General features: G+C 46.9%; 20 protein-coding genes. 16 read left to right on the top strand and 4 right to left on the bottom strand.

Annotation, left to right across the window (positions count from 1 at the left end):
- Positions 1-5 precede the first annotated feature (5 nt).
- Positions 6-575, bottom strand: a complete 570-nt coding sequence (locus JK621_RS00310; RefSeq protein ID WP_024359925.1) for a TetR/AcrR family transcriptional regulator — start codon at positions 573-575, stop codon at positions 6-8.
- A 183-nt stretch (positions 576-758) separates the two neighbouring features.
- Entirely contained in the window at positions 759-1,316 is a 558-nt protein-coding gene (locus JK621_RS00305) for an OsmC family protein (RefSeq protein WP_032693557.1), read from the bottom strand.
- A gap of 460 nt (positions 1,317-1,776) precedes the next feature.
- Here JK621_RS00305 and JK621_RS00300 point away from each other — a divergent pair, with 460 nt between their 5' ends.
- Genes JK621_RS00300 through JK621_RS00285 form a run of 4 tightly spaced genes read left to right on the top strand, consistent with a single transcriptional unit; the run spans position 1,777 to position 4,754 of the window.
- Entirely contained in the window at positions 1,777-2,496 is a 720-nt protein-coding gene (locus tag JK621_RS00300; protein WP_024359926.1) for a cupin domain-containing protein, read from the top strand.
- Positions 2,497-2,517: 21 nt separating this feature from the next.
- Positions 2,518-3,093 carry a DJ-1/PfpI family protein gene (locus tag JK621_RS00295; RefSeq protein ID WP_024359927.1) on the top strand — a complete coding sequence of 192 codons (576 nt, stop codon included), beginning with the start codon at positions 2,518-2,520 and terminating at the stop codon, positions 3,091-3,093.
- 4 nt (positions 3,094-3,097) lie between these two features.
- On the top strand, positions 3,098-3,829 hold the full coding sequence (locus tag JK621_RS00290) for an HAD family hydrolase (protein WP_049112354.1): 732 nt from the start codon (positions 3,098-3,100) through the stop codon (positions 3,827-3,829).
- Positions 3,830-3,872: 43 nt separating this feature from the next.
- Positions 3,873-4,754, top strand: a complete 882-nt coding sequence (locus JK621_RS00285) for a polysaccharide deacetylase family protein (protein WP_015689823.1) — start codon at positions 3,873-3,875, stop codon at positions 4,752-4,754.
- A gap of 38 nt (positions 4,755-4,792) precedes the next feature.
- Here JK621_RS00285 and JK621_RS00280 read toward each other — a convergent pair whose 3' ends face one another.
- Together JK621_RS00280 and JK621_RS00275 are read right to left on the bottom strand one after the other, a co-directional pair.
- Entirely contained in the window at positions 4,793-5,695 is a 903-nt protein-coding gene (locus JK621_RS00280; protein ID WP_015689822.1) for a LysR family transcriptional regulator, read from the bottom strand.
- A 425-nt stretch (positions 5,696-6,120) separates the two neighbouring features.
- Complete coding sequence (locus tag JK621_RS00275) at positions 6,121-7,038, bottom strand: LysR family transcriptional regulator (RefSeq protein WP_032693554.1); 918 nt, start codon at positions 7,036-7,038, stop codon at positions 6,121-6,123.
- A 142-nt stretch (positions 7,039-7,180) separates the two neighbouring features.
- Here JK621_RS00275 and JK621_RS00270 point away from each other — a divergent pair, with 142 nt between their 5' ends.
- The 12 genes from JK621_RS00270 to JK621_RS00215 all read left to right on the top strand — a co-directional run bounded on the left by JK621_RS00270 (position 7,181) and on the right by JK621_RS00215 (position 16,772).
- Positions 7,181-7,885, top strand: coding sequence for a type 1 glutamine amidotransferase domain-containing protein (locus tag JK621_RS00270; RefSeq protein WP_024359930.1), 705 nt, complete (start codon positions 7,181-7,183; stop codon positions 7,883-7,885).
- A gap of 3 nt (positions 7,886-7,888) precedes the next feature.
- A complete protein-coding gene (locus tag JK621_RS00265; protein ID WP_049112356.1) occupies positions 7,889-9,082 on the top strand; it encodes an MFS transporter in 1,194 nt (397 codons plus the stop codon).
- A 220-nt stretch (positions 9,083-9,302) separates the two neighbouring features.
- Positions 9,303-10,229: a hypothetical protein gene (locus tag JK621_RS00260; protein ID WP_049112358.1), complete on the top strand. Its 927-nt coding sequence runs from the start codon at positions 9,303-9,305 to the stop codon at positions 10,227-10,229.
- Positions 10,230-10,368: 139 nt separating this feature from the next.
- On the top strand, positions 10,369-10,563 hold the full coding sequence (locus tag JK621_RS00255; protein ID WP_009635172.1) for an AlpA family transcriptional regulator: 195 nt from the start codon (positions 10,369-10,371) through the stop codon (positions 10,561-10,563).
- Between the two features lie 14 nt (positions 10,564-10,577).
- Positions 10,578-11,165, top strand: a complete 588-nt coding sequence (locus JK621_RS00250) for a DUF2857 domain-containing protein (RefSeq protein WP_049112359.1) — start codon at positions 10,578-10,580, stop codon at positions 11,163-11,165.
- Positions 11,155-11,364 carry a TraR/DksA family transcriptional regulator gene (locus tag JK621_RS00245; RefSeq protein WP_009635174.1) on the top strand — a complete coding sequence of 70 codons (210 nt, stop codon included), beginning with the start codon at positions 11,155-11,157 and terminating at the stop codon, positions 11,362-11,364. Before JK621_RS00250 ends, JK621_RS00245 begins: the two co-directional genes overlap by 11 nt.
- 396 nt (positions 11,365-11,760) lie before the next feature.
- Positions 11,761-11,982, top strand: a complete 222-nt coding sequence (locus JK621_RS00240) for a hypothetical protein (protein WP_049112361.1) — start codon at positions 11,761-11,763, stop codon at positions 11,980-11,982.
- Positions 11,983-12,059: 77 nt separating this feature from the next.
- Positions 12,060-12,707: a lytic transglycosylase domain-containing protein gene (locus tag JK621_RS00235; protein WP_049112363.1), complete on the top strand. Its 648-nt coding sequence runs from the start codon at positions 12,060-12,062 to the stop codon at positions 12,705-12,707.
- A complete protein-coding gene (locus JK621_RS00230) occupies positions 12,707-12,985 on the top strand; it encodes a TrbC/VirB2 family protein (protein ID WP_049112398.1) in 279 nt (92 codons plus the stop codon). Before JK621_RS00235 ends, JK621_RS00230 begins: the two co-directional genes overlap by 1 nt.
- Positions 12,986-12,995: 10 nt before the next feature.
- Positions 12,996-15,743: a VirB3 family type IV secretion system protein gene (locus JK621_RS00225; protein WP_142473801.1), complete on the top strand. Its 2,748-nt coding sequence runs from the start codon at positions 12,996-12,998 to the stop codon at positions 15,741-15,743.
- A gap of 23 nt (positions 15,744-15,766) precedes the next feature.
- On the top strand, positions 15,767-16,486 hold the full coding sequence (locus JK621_RS00220; RefSeq protein WP_049112400.1) for a type IV secretion system protein: 720 nt from the start codon (positions 15,767-15,769) through the stop codon (positions 16,484-16,486).
- A 10-nt stretch (positions 16,487-16,496) separates the two neighbouring features.
- A complete protein-coding gene (locus tag JK621_RS00215; protein ID WP_075208549.1) occupies positions 16,497-16,772 on the top strand; it encodes an EexN family lipoprotein in 276 nt (91 codons plus the stop codon).
- The last annotated feature ends 48 nt before the right edge of the window (positions 16,773-16,820 follow it).

Below are 16,820 nucleotides of genomic sequence, written 5' to 3'. Positions count from 1 at the left end.
CAGAATTATTTTCTTTTAACAATCATTAGGATCTGTTCAAGCGTATCGTTGAAAAGCTCAGGCTTATTAATCGCCCGGGAAACAACGCTTGCGCCCTCGCATAAATTCAAAATAAGCAGAGCCATTTTTGATGGCAGCAGGTCAGCAGTCAGCTCCCCTGCATCAACGCCACGGCTGACAATCTTGGTCAACCAGGCAATCTGCATATCGAAATATTCGGTCGCCTGTACTCTGATATTCGGTGGCAGATTGGCCATTTCCGAAGACAAAGCACAGCATAGCGGCATACGCGACGTGCGATAGCTTTCGATGAAAAGCTCTACATAGGCGGTAAGCATCTGCGCAACCGTATTCTCCGTCGCTTCAATCTGTTCAAATCGGTTTTTGGTATCGGTATGGGCCTGAATCACCACTTGTTCGCCCAAAACGTCTTTTGTTGGGAAGTGGTGATGAATACTGGCCTTGGTGATACCAATGCTCTTTGACAAATCAGCATAGCTGAATGCAGAGTAACCCCGTTCGCGCATCAGATGGTCCGCTTCATTCAGAAGCCTTTCTCGTGTCATGACTGACATATAATCCTCACAATTATAATCTACTAGTTGGTAGATATTATCTGCGCCTGTTGTTCCCTGCAAGGGGACATCAGTTCACAACAGCGATTTAACCTTCTCTGATAACGCGTTTTGGTCGGGGTTAATAGCCATCAGGCAGTAGGGAAATGACAGTGTTCAGGCATTTCCCTCTCTGAGGTTTACCTACACCAACCGGGTATCAATACTGACCGGGTTCGCCAACGTATCGTGGATCGGCGAGCTTTCTGGCAGTGCACGAACCATTTCTTCAAGCTGTTCACGGCTGGCGGTCGGACTGGAGAGCTTAACGCCAACACGGATCGCTTTCGCCCCGTTGCGAACTTTTTCGTCAAGACCCAGGAAACCGTTCAGATTAATGTCGAAGTTCAGGTCAAGTTCAATACCATCAAGCTCAATGCCCTTTTCTGCCGCCATCACAGTCAGAGTCGCGGTATAACAGCCGGCAAGTGCCTGCAAAATGTACTCAGCTGGGCCCATACCGCTATCAGTACCCGATAAATCAGCAGGTTCATCGCCAACATTAGCAAATTTTCCGGAGCGACTGGTATCAACCTGGCCGTTCTGGATAGTCGCATGAGTTTCCACACGGACGGATACCCCACCGTTGGATTTACTCTTCATGTTAAAGGTGAGATTGCCCAGCTCTGGCTGCTGGCGAATAGCTTCTCGTGTACCGCGAATAACATTAGCGTCAGCAAAAGGTTTTTTTGAATTAGTCATGACAACTCCTGAAGTGTCGAGTGATCTCAAAGATAAGGTTGGTGCCAAACGCAATCAACCTACTAGATGGTAGATTACTTTAAGATTGAGGTGTTGTCTACCACTATGGGGGCAACTTCTTAAGATAGAGCTACAAACAGGGACGTAAACGCTGCGATATCTACATTATGCGATGTATCGTGCTGACGTCCGAGTTCGGCATCTTGCTAAGCATCTTAATCGCTTGTGAGCTATGACCTCCTGACGGCATAGAATCTATGCATCTTTAACAGTACCCAAGTATAGAAGCATAGTTTTCAGTAATTATTGAGTATGAAGGACTGATCAAAAGAAACAATATAGGCAATCATCATAAAAGTTATTTCTCTCGTACTAAATAACCGTTATAGACTGAAATCACAGAACGATTGACCGAAGTGAAATCAACATTCAGCAATTCAATTAGCGGGGGAGCGACCATATGGAAATCCACAACCGGACTCCAAATGTATATGACTTGCTTGAAATAAACAAAATCCTACTTTCAACTTCAAATAATGGTGAGTCATTTGAGAAAGACTTACATCTCAATGGATTCATAGAAAAACCATGGGGATATGAGTATAGAGTTTATTGTGATTCTATTTTTGATGTATGGCGCCTTCATATATCAAAGAATCAATCCACGTCAATGCATTGTCATATACTCAAAGACACCGTCCTTATATGCCTACATGGTGATGGCGAGACCAGATTTCTTGATGGTACACATCAGGCGTTAAAATCTGGGGACAGCATATATATTGCAAAAGGTGTATTCCATCAGACTATTTCGGGAAAATCAGGCATCGAATTAATCGAAGTTGAAAATCCAAGAAACAAATTCGACTTACTCAGACTTAAAGATAATTATGGCCGGCAAAATATGGCATATGAAAAGAAATCACAGGAACATGATCTTTTACCTCCTTTGCAACAGATAGCTGCAGGCACATTGATCAGAGAACATGACCTACACAAATTAGCATACTTTTCCGTCAAAAATCTTGATAGAAAAATGTTGAATGACGAGGATGATTTTATTTTTATTTCATTAGATGTAAAAAGCCATCTAATGGGAAAGATTCATATCCTACGAGCTAAAGATGCCATCTCAGAAATGTACTGTGGTCAGAATGTATTTTTAATTAACGTCCCGTAACGCAATAAGAAGGAAAATAACATGTCTAATCCGACACGAGTAGTGATAATCACTGGTCCAGGTTTTCAGGATCACGATGTAGTTTATACTTACTATCGTTCTAAAGAGGAAGGATACGATATATCTATTGCAACAAAGGATGGAAGTGCAGTGACAGGGAAATATGGCATCACTGTTCCTATGGATAAAAGATCCAAAGACAATATTAATTTTGATCAACTCAACGCCACTGATTTTGATGCTGTTATTCTCACTGGCGGTCATGAAGCGCCTGATAGAGTTCGCCAAGATCAGAGAGTTAAAGATTTTCTAAAGCAGATGGTAATACAGGGGAAAGTTGTGGCTGGGCTCTGCCATGGTCCCTGGATTATGATTTCTGCCGGTATTCTAAGAGACAAACTCACCTGCGCTTATGTTGGTCTGAAAGACGATATGGTTAATTCCGGCGCCAATGTAATTGAAGCAGATGTAGTTGTCGACGGGAATATCATAACTTGCTCCTATTATGCTGAATGTGGAAAATTTATGCGTCAGACATTCGATGCAATAGATAGATGGAAACGCGGCGAAACTCTTAAAGAACCGCTGGTGGTATAATTCGATGTTAATAGCAATGGATTTCGACGGGGTCGTGGTTGATGGAGTAGACGAATGCATGCTAATTACATGGAATGTATTACATGACAGACCTCTCAGTGATTTTAACCAAGATGTACTTCAAAACATCCCACGCCTGATGGCTAAACGATTCAGGAAATTAAGGAATTTTGTACGCCATGACGGTCACTTTATTGCCTCATTCACTGAATTTGGTAATGAAGCTATAGATAATGACAGATTCACTGCTATATATGAATCAATTCCAACTGAAGATAAGAAAATATTCAGGGATAAGTTCATCCATTATAGGAAGCTGGCAAGAAGTCTCTACCCTGATCTTTGGGCTGAACTACACCGTCCGCTATTGGATGTTTCAAATTTATTTGAAACAGCTAATGATATCTATATTGTATCAGGAAAAGATGAAGAGTCTATATTATACATTCTAAGTAAATATGGTTTAAACATACCCGCGAATAAAATATATGGGAGGATGACTGACAAAAACAAGACTCTTACCTTGCTAAAATCAATAGCCTTCGATAAAAACGAGGATATTCTATTTATTGATGACAATATCCAAAATGTTATTGATGCATTAGATCATGGCATTCAATCATTTTGGGCTAATTGGGGATACAACATCCCTGAGCATAAATTAATGGCACTTCAAAAAGGAATTAATGAATTAGATACCGAGGATCTCTTGAAATTAGTCAAGAAACCCTCTTAACGCAATATTATTTCAATTTTTTCTGTATGAGGAGTAATAACTCATGGCGAAAGAAATACTATGTGGTTTTGGAGTGGGTGTAGATGCCGTTGCAGGCTGGCTATCTTCTTATGGGGGAGAAGATTCTCCAAGCGATATATCTCGCGGTATGTTCGCTGGCGAAGTAGGTACTCCACGTCTTCTGAATCTATTTGACCAGTTTAATATCCCCACCACCTGGTTTATGCCTGGTCATTCCATCGAAACCTTTCCTCGGCAAATGGAAGCAGTTGTCAATGCTGGACATGAGGTAGGGGTTCATAATTACAGTCATGAAAACCCAATATCTATGTCGCCTGACCAAGAAAGAGAAGTCCTTCTAAAAGGCATTGACATGGTCACAAAATTAACAGGGAAGAGACCTACTGGGTATGTCGCTCCATGGTGGGAATTTTCTCCTGTAACCACAGATCTTCTATTAGAAAATGGCATCAAATATGACCATTCACTAATGCATCATGATCATCAGCCTTATTATGTCAGGAAAGGTGATTCCTGGACCAAGATAGATTATTCCAAGACACCGACCGAATGGATGAAACCGCTGGTACGCGGAGAAGAGACGGACCTTATTGAATTACCCGCCAGTTGGACAATCGACGATATTCCTCCTTTCATGTTCATGAAAACAAAACCCAACAGCCAAGGTTTCATGAATCCCAGGGACATCGAACAGTTGTGGAGAGATCAATTCGATTGGGTCTACCGTGAGCATGAATATGCGATCTTTACTTTTACGATTCACCCGGACGTATCTGGACGCCCGCACGTGTTAATGATGCTCGAACGCCTCTTAACTCATATGCTTGGTCATCCAGGGGTGAAATTCCTAAAATTGAATGACATTGCAGATGACTTTGCCAAGCGATCTCCACGGATAAAATAATGACACGGCAGCCGATAAGGCTGCCTGTTTTATGTATCTCAAACCATAAATCCGCTATTTTTTGATAGTTCGAGAATTCTGTCTCTTATTCCTGAAACGAGTGGGTTACGTAATGAGCTATCAATCCATACCAAATAGATTGAATTTATAGGGAGTCTCTCATGGACATTCACTTCAACGATCTGACCTCCTGCTATGCTTTGGGCGCATAAATACTCAGGCATCACAGTCCAACCAATATTTTCTCGGATCATTCTTTCTAAAATCCGCAAATCCGGTACAGTAATAGACGGACGAAGCAGTGCAAAAAATCGCGAAGAATCCTGGAAAACTTCCCTTATCAAGGGTAACTGTTCATCGTAAGCTATTAGAGGAAGCTTCGACAGCGTATCAATCACGTCCTCATTTTCTTTGAAGTTGTCTGCTATGAGTGACGCTACCACAACTATTAACTTTTCCATTCCAATTTCAGCATATCCAAATTTTTGTTTATCCGGCATAGAAGTTGTGAAACCTAGTTGACAACTTCCGTCCAGAAGACAGCTGTATATGCGCTTCCTATTTCCTGTCAAAACTTTAAATTTAATACCTTCATTGAATAATATTTTCACCAAGTACGGTAATTTTGACCACATTAATTCTGCTGGCCCGATGAAAGATACTGTCCCCGAGGACTTTCTTGTACGTGATCTAAGCATCGACAACTTCAGTTCAATCGTTTCTAAATCTGAAGCCACCAATCTCGCCAATTCCTCCCCATCCACTGTAGCCACCACACCATGTGAACGACGAGTAAAGAGAACACACCCGGTAAAAGCCTCAAGTGAATGAATGTGGGCAGACATTGCAGGCTGGCTTATGCCCAACCGCATTGCCGCTTTTGAAATCGAACCAGCTTTGTATACTTCAACAAAACTTCGTAACTGAACCAGATAGCTCATACTGCGCATCCTTAAGAGCCTGAAGCTCTCCGATTACGACATAAAATCGAAAGCCTGCACAGTATTATGTTATAAACATGTTCCGTTAATGCTTCTATACATATTAACTTATTTTAACAATTAAAGGATTTTATAGGGCAAGGATAGAACATATCAAGATAACCCATTGATATACCTATATTTTACGTGCGTTATACTGGTTGGCATTAAGGTTTCAAGCATGCTATGAGATTCGGATTGGCGTGTTGTCTTCTATTACATACTCTGGGGAGTGATAGTCGCTAAACCTTTAAATTGACTAAACAATCATTGTATTTTTATCTATTAACGTTGACGACCTCAACTCAAATCGAGTTATCACAAATTCCGTTGGTCAGTGAAGCGGTTAGCTTCTTTTAGACCGGTTCGGACTACCTCTCGGAACATTAATCATCATCCCATGGTGCCCGTTTCCATTTTTCAGTCATGAAATCAATAAATACACTTAGCCTACGGGGTATTGGTTCTCGCCGCGCCCGGACAACACTGATCTGAGATGTGTTTGCTTCCCAATCAGGCAGAACTCGGCAAAGTTTCCCAGCTCTCAATTCATCATGAATATCCCAAGTTTCTCGAAGAGATATGCCAAGCCCCGCCAAACTCCAGGCATGCAATACGTCTCCGTTGTCACTGATAAGGTTGCCAGTAACGCTGATGCTTCTTTCATGACCGGCTTTACGTAACGTCCATGAATTGTGTAAAAAACCCGGGTAAGCGAATACTAAGCAGTTGTGATTTAAAAGATCTTCTGGTCGCTCAATGGGTGGATGATTCTTCAGATATTCGGACGATGCGATGAGAATACGTCTATTATTTGCTATTTTTCTGGCCAGAAGGCGAGAATCAGCCAGATCCCCCATACGAATAGCCAGATCGAAATCACCACTGTAAAGATCCTGGATTTGGTCAGATAACCTTAAATCAAAGCCCACCCTCGGATGTACTTGGCAGAATGCAGCGATCGCAGGAGCAACATATTTTCGGCCAAACGGTGCGGGCGCAGTCAAACGAATATTTCCGCTTAACTCCTCACTATCCCCTCGGGAAAGTTCCTTCATCTCATCCAGAACGGCCAACGCTACGCGAGCCCTCTCAGCTATAGCTCTGCCCTCGTCTGTAATACGTAGATTACGGGTGTTTCTTTCAAAAAGTGTAGTGCCAAGTGCAGTTTCCAGCCTGGCTATCTGCTTGCTCACCATCTTGGGGAGTATCTGTAGGTCTCGTGCTGCGGCAGAGAAATTGTTTCTGTCGACGACGTGTAAAAACACTTCAAGGTCGTCATTTCTCAAGTTTATTTTGTTCATTTTGGGGTAAGTGTTTGTCCGTTTAGGTCTATTTAAAGGATAAATAGATTGTTCCACAATAAGACTCAATATGACAAGTCTGTTATGTCGCATGCAGTCAGAAGAATTTTGCTTTAAGTCCCCCCATATAGAGGAAGTTAAAATGCCCAAACGTATCCTGTTTGTATTGACCAGCCATGACCGTAAAGGTCAAGCCGAGAGTAAAGATGCCGCACCCAGTGGTTTCTATCTTTCTGAGGTGTCTCACCCCTACGATGTACTCACAAAAGAAGGATATGAAATTGATTTCGTGAGTCCCAAGGGAGGCAAGACACATGTTGACGGTTTAGACCTCAGCGATCCGGTTAACGCCTCCTTTTGGAATAATGATTCCTTACGCGAGGCAACTAAAACCACATTAAAACCCTCGCAGATTGATCCTGACGTCTATGACGCCGTCTACTATGCAGGAGGGCATGCGACGATGTGGGATCTCCCTGACAATATAGAGTTGGCGGGTGTTTCATCACGAATTTATGAAAAGGGTGGCGTTGTCGCTGCGGTTTGTCATGGCCCCGCCGGATTGGTGAATATTCGGCTTTCCGATAATGAATATCTGGTTGCGGGCAAAAAGGTGTCAGCTTTTACCAACGATGAAGAACGTGCTGTAGGGTTGTACGACATTGTTCCATTCTTACTTGAAGACACGCTGAAGCAAAGAGGTGCTGAGCATCTTGCAGCCGCAAATTTTCAGCCACAGGTGATTGTCAGCGAGAGATTAGTGACCGGACAGAATCCCGCTTCCGCAAAAGGAGTCGCTGAGGCAATGCTGCCTTTGTTGGCTTCTATTGAAAATAGAAGAGCCTGAGTTATGAAAGAACGCATGCCTTTTGTTATATATGTCTTTGCACTCTGCGCTTTTGCTTTGGGATTCACTGAATTTGTCACGATCGGCTTAGTTTCCAGGATATCAGCTGATCTAAACGTCAGTGTCAGTCATGTAGGTACAGCGGTGACAGCCTACGCCCTCGGTGCCGTAATTGGTGCTCCGGGATTAACTGCGTTGGCAACACGATGGCCTCGTAAAAGATTATTACTTGTTGCTATGGGCCTGTTTACAGTTGGCAATGGTATCGTCGGTGCGTCTGAGTCCCTAACGCCTATGTTGATTGCACGATTTGCTTCCGGTTTAGGGCACGGAGTGTTTCTTGCTGTTGCTTCAAGTGTGGCAACCCAACTGGCTGGGCGACATCGTGCTGGCGCCGCTGTTTCGGTCGTTTTTGGCGGTCTTACAATTGCGTTGGCATTAGGCGTACCACTTGGTACCTACATCGGTAGTCTGTTGAGTTGGCAGTCTATATTCATGGCAGTAACGGCAAGTGGAGCGATCGGTTTCATTGGATTGGCAATGCTGATGCCCACGGATCAAAATGATCCCTCCTTGCAAGCAAATGCCATGGACGGTTTAAAAGCCATGTTCAACCCACTACTGCTTGCGGGAGCAGGAATTACAGTTTTGGCCTATGCAGGATCTTTTGCCCTGTATACGTATATTTCCCCGATTCTACTTCAGGTAACGCATGTAGACGAGCGTACGAGTAGTTTGCTTATGTTGGTCTACGGCGTGATGGCCGCTATCGGGAATGTCTGGGGTGGTCGCCTGACTGACAAGCAAGGTGCAGATCGTGCCGTGATGACAATTCTTATTGGTCTGGCGATCGTCCTCTTTGCTATGTGGTTCTCTGTCTCATCCTTAATGTTAATGGCACTGTTTATTGGGTTGCTTGGAGCATTGACATACGCAGCGGTCCCCTCAATGCAAGCAAGAGTGATAGGGCTATCTCACATACATGCACCTGAAGCTCCAGCTGTGGCAGCAGGACTGAATATTGCCGGTTTTAACGGAGGAATTGCATTAGGGTCGCTATTGGGGGGGGTAGCACTGAATGTTACTGGTCTTACAAGCCCTACTTGGGTTGGAGGCGGAGTAGTAATCGTTGGTATTTTATGGATGTTATTACAAATAAATTCTAATAAAAGACGCACCACCTCCGATTACTCCTGATAGTACACATAGCATTTAAAATGGCTCAGTGAACACCAAATCACTGAGCCATTTTATTTTACCTCTTTGAAAAATGTCACAACAAAACATAGGTTATTTTTTATTTTATAAAATCAGCCCATATCATTCTGATCTATTTCATATCAATCAGAATTTTAAACATCTTTCAAAAACACAGCGAAATTCATCAGCAATATCATTGTGTGAAAGGAGATGTATTATGTCAGACAATCCAACTTGCCTAAACATTAGAGATGGAATTCCAGACTGGATAACTATAAGGGAGGCGGTAAGACTTCTCAATGCATTGAATGGGTGTAAAATAAGAAAAAGTGATTTTTATCGATTTGCTCTGCAAGGGAAAATTCGGTTTTCAATATATTTTCAATCCCCAGTAATATTGAGGAAAATTAAATCACGAAATCATAAATTAAAGCTAAGACCAATAGAAAATTCGTCAACGATGAAATCATTCATGCCTGCCGAAAGTTCCTTTGTCAACGAGAACAATTTAACTTTCAGTACTGAAGGAAGATATATCCACCCTGTACAAAGAGTCATTGACACAACATTACTCGGCTATGAATATGTCCTTATACAGCGTTTACTTGCACATTCATTAAAGATACCATCACCTGTAACAGGAGCAAAGTCGAATAATTATGGTATTACCGTCTGTTTATTGGGGGAATCGTTTCAACTTTTCGAAAAGATGACATGGCATGAAAGAATCGAACGACACGTAAAAAGGCTACCTAAAGATATTTCATCAGATGATTACGAAGATATAATACTAAACGCTACAAAGAAAGATTCGCATAAATATTATTTTCCTATGCATGAATTACCGAGTGATGCCTGCTTTGTCCTCAGAAAAAGTGAACTTGATAAGTTGATCAACAAACCGATCGAAAAAGAAATACTTCAACCGTCTCCAACTCGGATATCCACCCCTCTATCACGCCTCTTCTGGCTTGCCTGCAAAAATAATGAAACTATTAGTCCGTTAATCATGCAACCGTATAAATTATTGTCCATTTTTGAACAATGGGCATCTGAGGAAGGCATTACTGATCGATTCAGTGGCGACACGCTGAAGACAGCGCTTGAGCGCGGCTCGCCCTCTTCCATATCGGCACAAAAGTAAGATGATGTCCCTTTGCAGTGTAAGTCCGTATTAAGGATTGTATTTTCCGTAATACGGACTCATCAGCTTTCGCCACACCACGACTTTGTGTTGTCGTGTGTTCTCCCGGCTAGCGCTATATCTGCCACAGGAGAATACCGTGACATCTCATCAGTTATTACGTCTGAAACAGGTTGAGGAAAAAACGGGCCTGAAGCGCTCTCAAATCTATCTGTATATGAAAGACGGCACCTTCCCCCGCTCAATCAAGATTGGCCCGGCCAGTGTCGCCTGGCTCGAATCGGAAATTGACGAATGGATCAATATTAAGTTAGTCCGCCGCTCAATAGGCTGAAGGGAGAAAATACCATGATTATCCCGTCACTGAATTACGCCGTATTAACCGATGCCCTGCATGCATTGAAGGATGGCAACATTCGTTACTGTGAATCGCTAGGATTCACTTTCGACGAAATGAATGCCCTCAACCAATTATCACTAGACGAGCTGTTTATCATCAGTCGGGAGTCTGCGCAGTTTTTGGCTGTGACGGTTCATCACGACGCGTTACACCTGCTTCTGGCGAAATCCCGTGAGGAGGTTCTGCAGCAGCAACGTATCAACCACGCTATCCGGCTGGGTGGGTCAATTGCGCTACTCAACAAGTATTTTGGCCTCACCTCCAACGAAGTTTGCCTTCGCCGCCGCTTACTGGGCGTCCGTGTGCCTTATGGCCGGACGCCAGAGCCGGACGAAGAGACGGATGCGGCCATCTGGCGGCAATGGCAACAATGCCGGGTGGCCAACCTGGAATCGACCGATGCGTTGGCCGCCATGATGCAGGTAACGCAAACCCTGCTGCCGAAAGTCGAAGGGTTGTCACTGACCATCGTCTGGAAGCGTATCGCACTTTGCGAACAGGAGGCGTCAGACCGGAGGGCCGCCCATGCCAGATGAGATTGACCGCGATCAGGAATTTAATGAGCAACGACTGGAGGATATGATTGAACAGAGTCGTTTTAAGCCAGGGTCTACGCCATCATTATTCCATTGTCGTGTATGCGGTAAGCCCATTCCTGAAAAGCGACGGCAGGCACTTCCGGGCATAACCACCTGCACGGAATGTCAGGAAAAACTTGAACGCCGAAGACGTTAATAATGGTCACAGAGACATGCAGGAATATTTCCCCTGCATGTCTCTATCATTAACTATAAATCCACAGTCGTCTTTATTAACTATTTCACTTCCTTTTATTTACCCCAAAGCTTATCCGCTTCTACCGCTAATTTATCTCTCTCATTTTAACTTTGAATTTATCGTTTATATACCGCCCCGGATATCTGATCCTGAAAGCGTCATTACATAATAGTTACCCGTATTGACGTAAATTTGCCTGAATCAGGCGTTGCTCTTTAAAAATAAGGTTCGGGCTGTCACGAAACCACAATTCAGGGTGCCGCTGAATGTTCTCGCTGACCCGTTAAAACCGGAATGCAGAATTGGGATGTGACATTTCTTTAACTCATCCTTGTTTTTAGTAGAGGAGGCCACATGCGAAAACCCATTTATCAGGTATTTGTCACCCATGAAAGTCAGCCCGACCCGCAGGGTGAAAAAAACACCTGGTGGACGAAAGTCGGCGTGGCTTTTGCCCATCACGGTAAACCCGGCCTGAACGTGGTACTGACACCCGGCATTGCCGTTTCCGGCAAGTTAGTGCTCCTTGAGCCCAGGGATGACGGCGACGCGACACAGGATACTCAGCCCATTTAACCGACCTTCCCTCTTTTCCCGGCCCTGTGCCGTCTGATGGCGGTACGCGTTGCCCGGTTTACCATTCCGAGGCCACCATGCTTTCCACCACCGTATTTCTGGCGGCGGCCATGCAGTGCGCCGCCAGCGTTCACCCGTCGACGGCACTTGATGTGGCGCGGGTCGAATCCGGTTTGAATCCGTATGCCATCGCTGAAATTCTGCCCGGTGGCAAAGGCGTGACTTCACATTTCCCCACAAGCAAGGATGAGGCCGTCAGTCTAACCGGACGGCTGGCGGCACAGGGCCGACGTTATTCGGTCGGGCTGATGCAAATCACCAGCACCAATTTCCGTCATTACCGCGTGAGTGCCCGTGACCTTCTTAACCCCTGTACCAACCTGTCCGTTTTTGAGCGCATCCTCACCGACTGCTACCGCCGCGGCGGTTCCCTCAAGCGTGCGCTCAGTTGCTACTACTCAGGAAATTTCACGACCGGCCAACAGCCGGAATCCGCGTTTAACCACACCAGCTACATCCAGCGCATCGGCTACGCCGTGCCGTCGACGCAGGAAGACCGGCAGCGACCTCCCGCCGAAAAGCTCATGCCGGAAATCCATTACCCCACCGCCGTCATGCGTGGCGAGCTTACCGATAACGCCACGCCAGTACTGGCATCCCTGCGCTACCCCAATGCCGTGATACGCGGCGCGTTACCCATTCCCGGCCCCCAGGAGGAACAATGATGAAAAGAAAAGAGTATGACTGGCCCGTCCTCTCTTCCTTGTTAATGGCAAGCCCGGTGCTGGCAGCAGACAGCGGATTTAATAAAGCCAATGAGACGCTGAGTAACACTTCCACAGGCCTGCTCGGACTGGCCGCCGTCACCATCACGCTTGCCACCATGTGGGTAGGATACAAAGTCTTGTTTGACGGCAAGAGCCTCCATGACGTGCGCAACGTCATCATTGGCGCCATCCTTATCGTCGGTGCGTCAGGTTTCGGTGCCTACTGGGCGTCATAAGGAGGTAACGATGGCTACGCTGAACAAAGCGCTGACGCGGCCTGCCGCCATAGCCGGCATTCCCCTCGTGCCGTTCGTGATGGTCAGCGGGGCCATCGTCCTGCTGGCGGTCTATGTCAGCTATTACCTGATATTACTGCTTATTCCGGCCTGGCTGGAGATGAAGGCAAAGGCCAGAACCGATATTCACTATTTCGGCCTGCTCTGGCTGGCCTTTAAAACCCGTGGCCGTTTTGGCACCAATAAACATTTTGGTGCCAATGCCCTGCTGGCAAACCGCTATGACGCTGTCGACGTCTCGGAGTTTATTGAAAAGATGAAGTTAAACGAGCGCGTTACGCTGGATAAATACATTCCGTATTCCTCCCATATTCACCCGCACGTCATCAGAAACCGCCAGGGTGATTTGGTTGCCAGTTGGGAGCTGGAGGGCACCGTTTTTGAATGCGAGGACGAACATCATCTGACGTTAATGGCGACGCATCTCAATAACGTTATTCGTGGGTATGAAGGTCTGCCGGTTACCTTCTATCTTCACCGTATCCGGGAAAAGTACCACGATGTCTTTGACTCGAATTCAGGCATTCCCTTTTCTGATGAAGTGACCCGGCTGTATTACCAGCCGATCCGCGAAAAACCGTTCTGGCGTCACCGGCTGTTTTTCACCCTCTGCTACGCGCCCTTCTCTCCGCTGGAGAAAAAGGCCATGAAGGCGCAGCCGTCCGGTAAACGCAAAGCGGCGCTGGATGATGCTCTGAAAGTGATGCTGGAATACCGGGAGGCGCTGGCTTCGGCGCTGTCCCGCTATACGGCGACGCCGCTGGGGATGTATGAAGAAAACCGGCGGGTGTATTCCGCCCAGCTGTCCTTGTATCACCGCCTGCTCACCGGCCAGTGGCAAAAGGTGGCGGTCACGCGTGCACCGTTTTATGAAACATTAAGCACGCCGGATGTCTTTTTTACCACCGACACCGCCGAGTGCCAGACCGTCGGCGGCTCCCGTTTTTTCCGCAGTCTGGAAATCAAAGATTACTCGCCGGAAACCGCGACCGGCCTGCTGGACGCGCTGCTGTATGCCGAAAGCGAGTATGTGCTGACGCAGTCCTTCACCTGCATGGCCCGCGATGAGGCGCAGAAGCATATTCGCCTGGCGGAAAAGCGCCTGAATTCGGCGGATGACGACGCCATTTCGCAGCGTGAAGAGCTGATTGTACTGCGTGACCTGCTCCAGTCAGGACATGTCTCGTGCGGAAAGTACCACTTCTCCCTGCTGGTATCTTCAGACAGCCCCGAGCAGGTGGTAAAGGATGCCAACGCGCTGGCGCAGCCTTTCGCCGACCTCGGCATCATGACGACGCTGTCCACGCTGTCGCTACCCGCCGCGTACCTGGCGCAACTGCCGGGGATGTATACGCTGCGCCCCCGTCTGGTGGCCGTCAGCAGCCAGAACTTTGCCGACCTGGCGAGCCTGCACAACTTTCATCCCCACAAGCGGAGCGGCAATCCCTGGGGTGACGCCATCGCCATTCTGACATCACCCGGCGGCAGCGGGTATTACCTGAACCTGCATGACAGCCAAAGCGGACGGGATGACTCCAACGAAAAAACGCCGGGTAACACGGCGATTATCGGTAAAACCGGCTCAGGGAAGACGATGCTGATGACCATGATGCAGCAACTGATGCAGAAGTACCGCAATCCTGCGACGTTCAGCGCCTCAGCCACAATCCAGCGGTTCACCACGGTCTATTTTGATAAGGACCGGGCGGCGGAAGTAGCGATACGCCAGATGGGCGGACGCTACTTCCGTATCCGTACCGGCACTCCCACCGGGTTTAACCCGTTTTCGCTTGCCCCAACCCGGCGGAATATCAGCTTTATCAAACGACTGGTACGTATGCTGTGCCGACGCAACGGCAAGCCGCTCGATCCGCGCGATGAGGAGCGGATCAGTGCCGCCGTAGATACCATTATGCTCGACTACCCGCCGGAATACCGCAAGTTCGGTATCACCCGGCTGCTGGAAGTCCTGCCGGAGCCGCCAACCCCCGACGCCCGCATCAACGGGCTACGTATTCGCCTTAAACAGTGGGCGCAGGGCGGCGAGTTCGGCTGGGTATTCGACAATGAGGAGGACACCTTCAATATCAGCGACGTCGAAAATTTTGGTATCGACGGTACGGAATTTCTCGATGATGACGACATTCGCGGCCCCATCACGTTTTATCTGCTTTACCGCGTCACCGGCCTGCTGGACGGTCGCCGGCTGGTGATGTTCATGGACGAGTTCTGGAAATGGCTGGCCGATGTCGAATTCTCCCGCTTCTCGCTCAATATGCTGAAAGTGATCCGCAAACTGAACGGCATCTTCGTCTCCGCCACGCAGTCGCCTGACGAAATCGTCAAGCACCCGATTGCCCCGGCGATTATCGAGCAGTGCAGCACGCAGATTTTTCTCGCCAACCCGAAGGCCAGCAGGGCGGATTACGTGGAAAAGATGAAAGTGCCGGAAAGTGTTTACGACATCGTCAGAAACCTCGATCCGGGTGAGCGCTCTATGGTGGTCCTGAAAACGCCGTTACGCGCGGGTGAAACCCGGCCTTTTGTGGCGATGGCGAAAATGGATTTATCGGGTCTCGGGAAACTTACCAAAATGCTGAGCGGCAGCGAAGACAACCTGAAACTGTTCGACACCCTGTATCAGGAAGGACTGCAGCCTGATGACTGGAAAGGCGCCTTCCTTGAACAAGCTCTGTAATAATCCTGACGGAGGTAATGAAAATGCGGTTCAGAGATATCATACTGGCGTTATCGTTGTTTATTTCCACCCAGGCGATGAGCGCCGGAATACCGGTTTTCGACGCCGTACAGCATACCGAATCCATGAATCAGTGGATCCAGAAACTCCAGCAGTGGCAGGAAACCGTCACCCACTATAGAAGTGAACTCGATGCCTACAAGCAGCAATTAGCCACGGCAACGGGCGTGCGGGACGTTCAGGCATTTCTCCGCGAGGCCAAAAGTCTGAAAACCGATATAGATAATCTTCGTCAAAACGGTATTTCACTGGATGACCTGCTGAGCAACCAAAGCGGGTCATATTCGTCTGAACTGAATAGCTTGTATAACAAATATAAAACGTTCGATACCTGTAACCCGTCCAGCTCGTCACAACGCTATCTGGACAGCTGCAAACAGATGATCCTGAATCAGGCTGTAGCAATAGAAAATACGTCCGAGGTTGAAAACAAGATCACAGGCACGCTCGGTGATATATCAGATTTATCAGACCGTATTGCTAATGCGCAGGATTCGAAAGAGTCACAGGACCTGGCTAACGCCATCGCGGCCAAAAGCGTACAATTGAATGCGCTGACCGGCCAGTGGGAGATGTCTGTCAAACAGACTGAACAGCGAGCAACGCTGCTGGAACAGCAAAAACAGAAGGCCTTTGAGCAACAGCAATTAACTGCGCCCGTTGCCGATCTGAACTCTCTATAGGGAGGTTAACATGTTAAAACCCGTATTAACCTTATGCGTCATGTCAGGCATTTTCGTCTTATCCGGTTGTAAAGAAACGAAATCAGAAGCCTGGTATAAAGAACATCCCGATGAGACCTATAAGGTCTATACGCAATGCCTCAAGGATGGCGAGGCAAGCGACAACTGCGAGTTTGCGCACCGGGCAGCACTCATGTTTGCCCAGACAGGCAAACCCGGCATTCGGGAAAAATTCGAGACGCTGTTTCAGCAGGAAGCCCAAAAAAGAAAATCCGTCACTCAGTAAGATCCCCGCCAACAAAAACAGGGATCCCTTCCTGTTTTTATCCCCTGT

It is taken from the genome of Serratia plymuthica, assembly GCF_018336935.1.
Taxonomy (GTDB): Bacteria; Pseudomonadota; Gammaproteobacteria; order Enterobacterales; family Enterobacteriaceae; genus Serratia; species Serratia plymuthica_B.
Note: the sequence above shows the minus strand (reverse complement) of the source record. Positions and strands in the feature narration are given on the sequence as shown.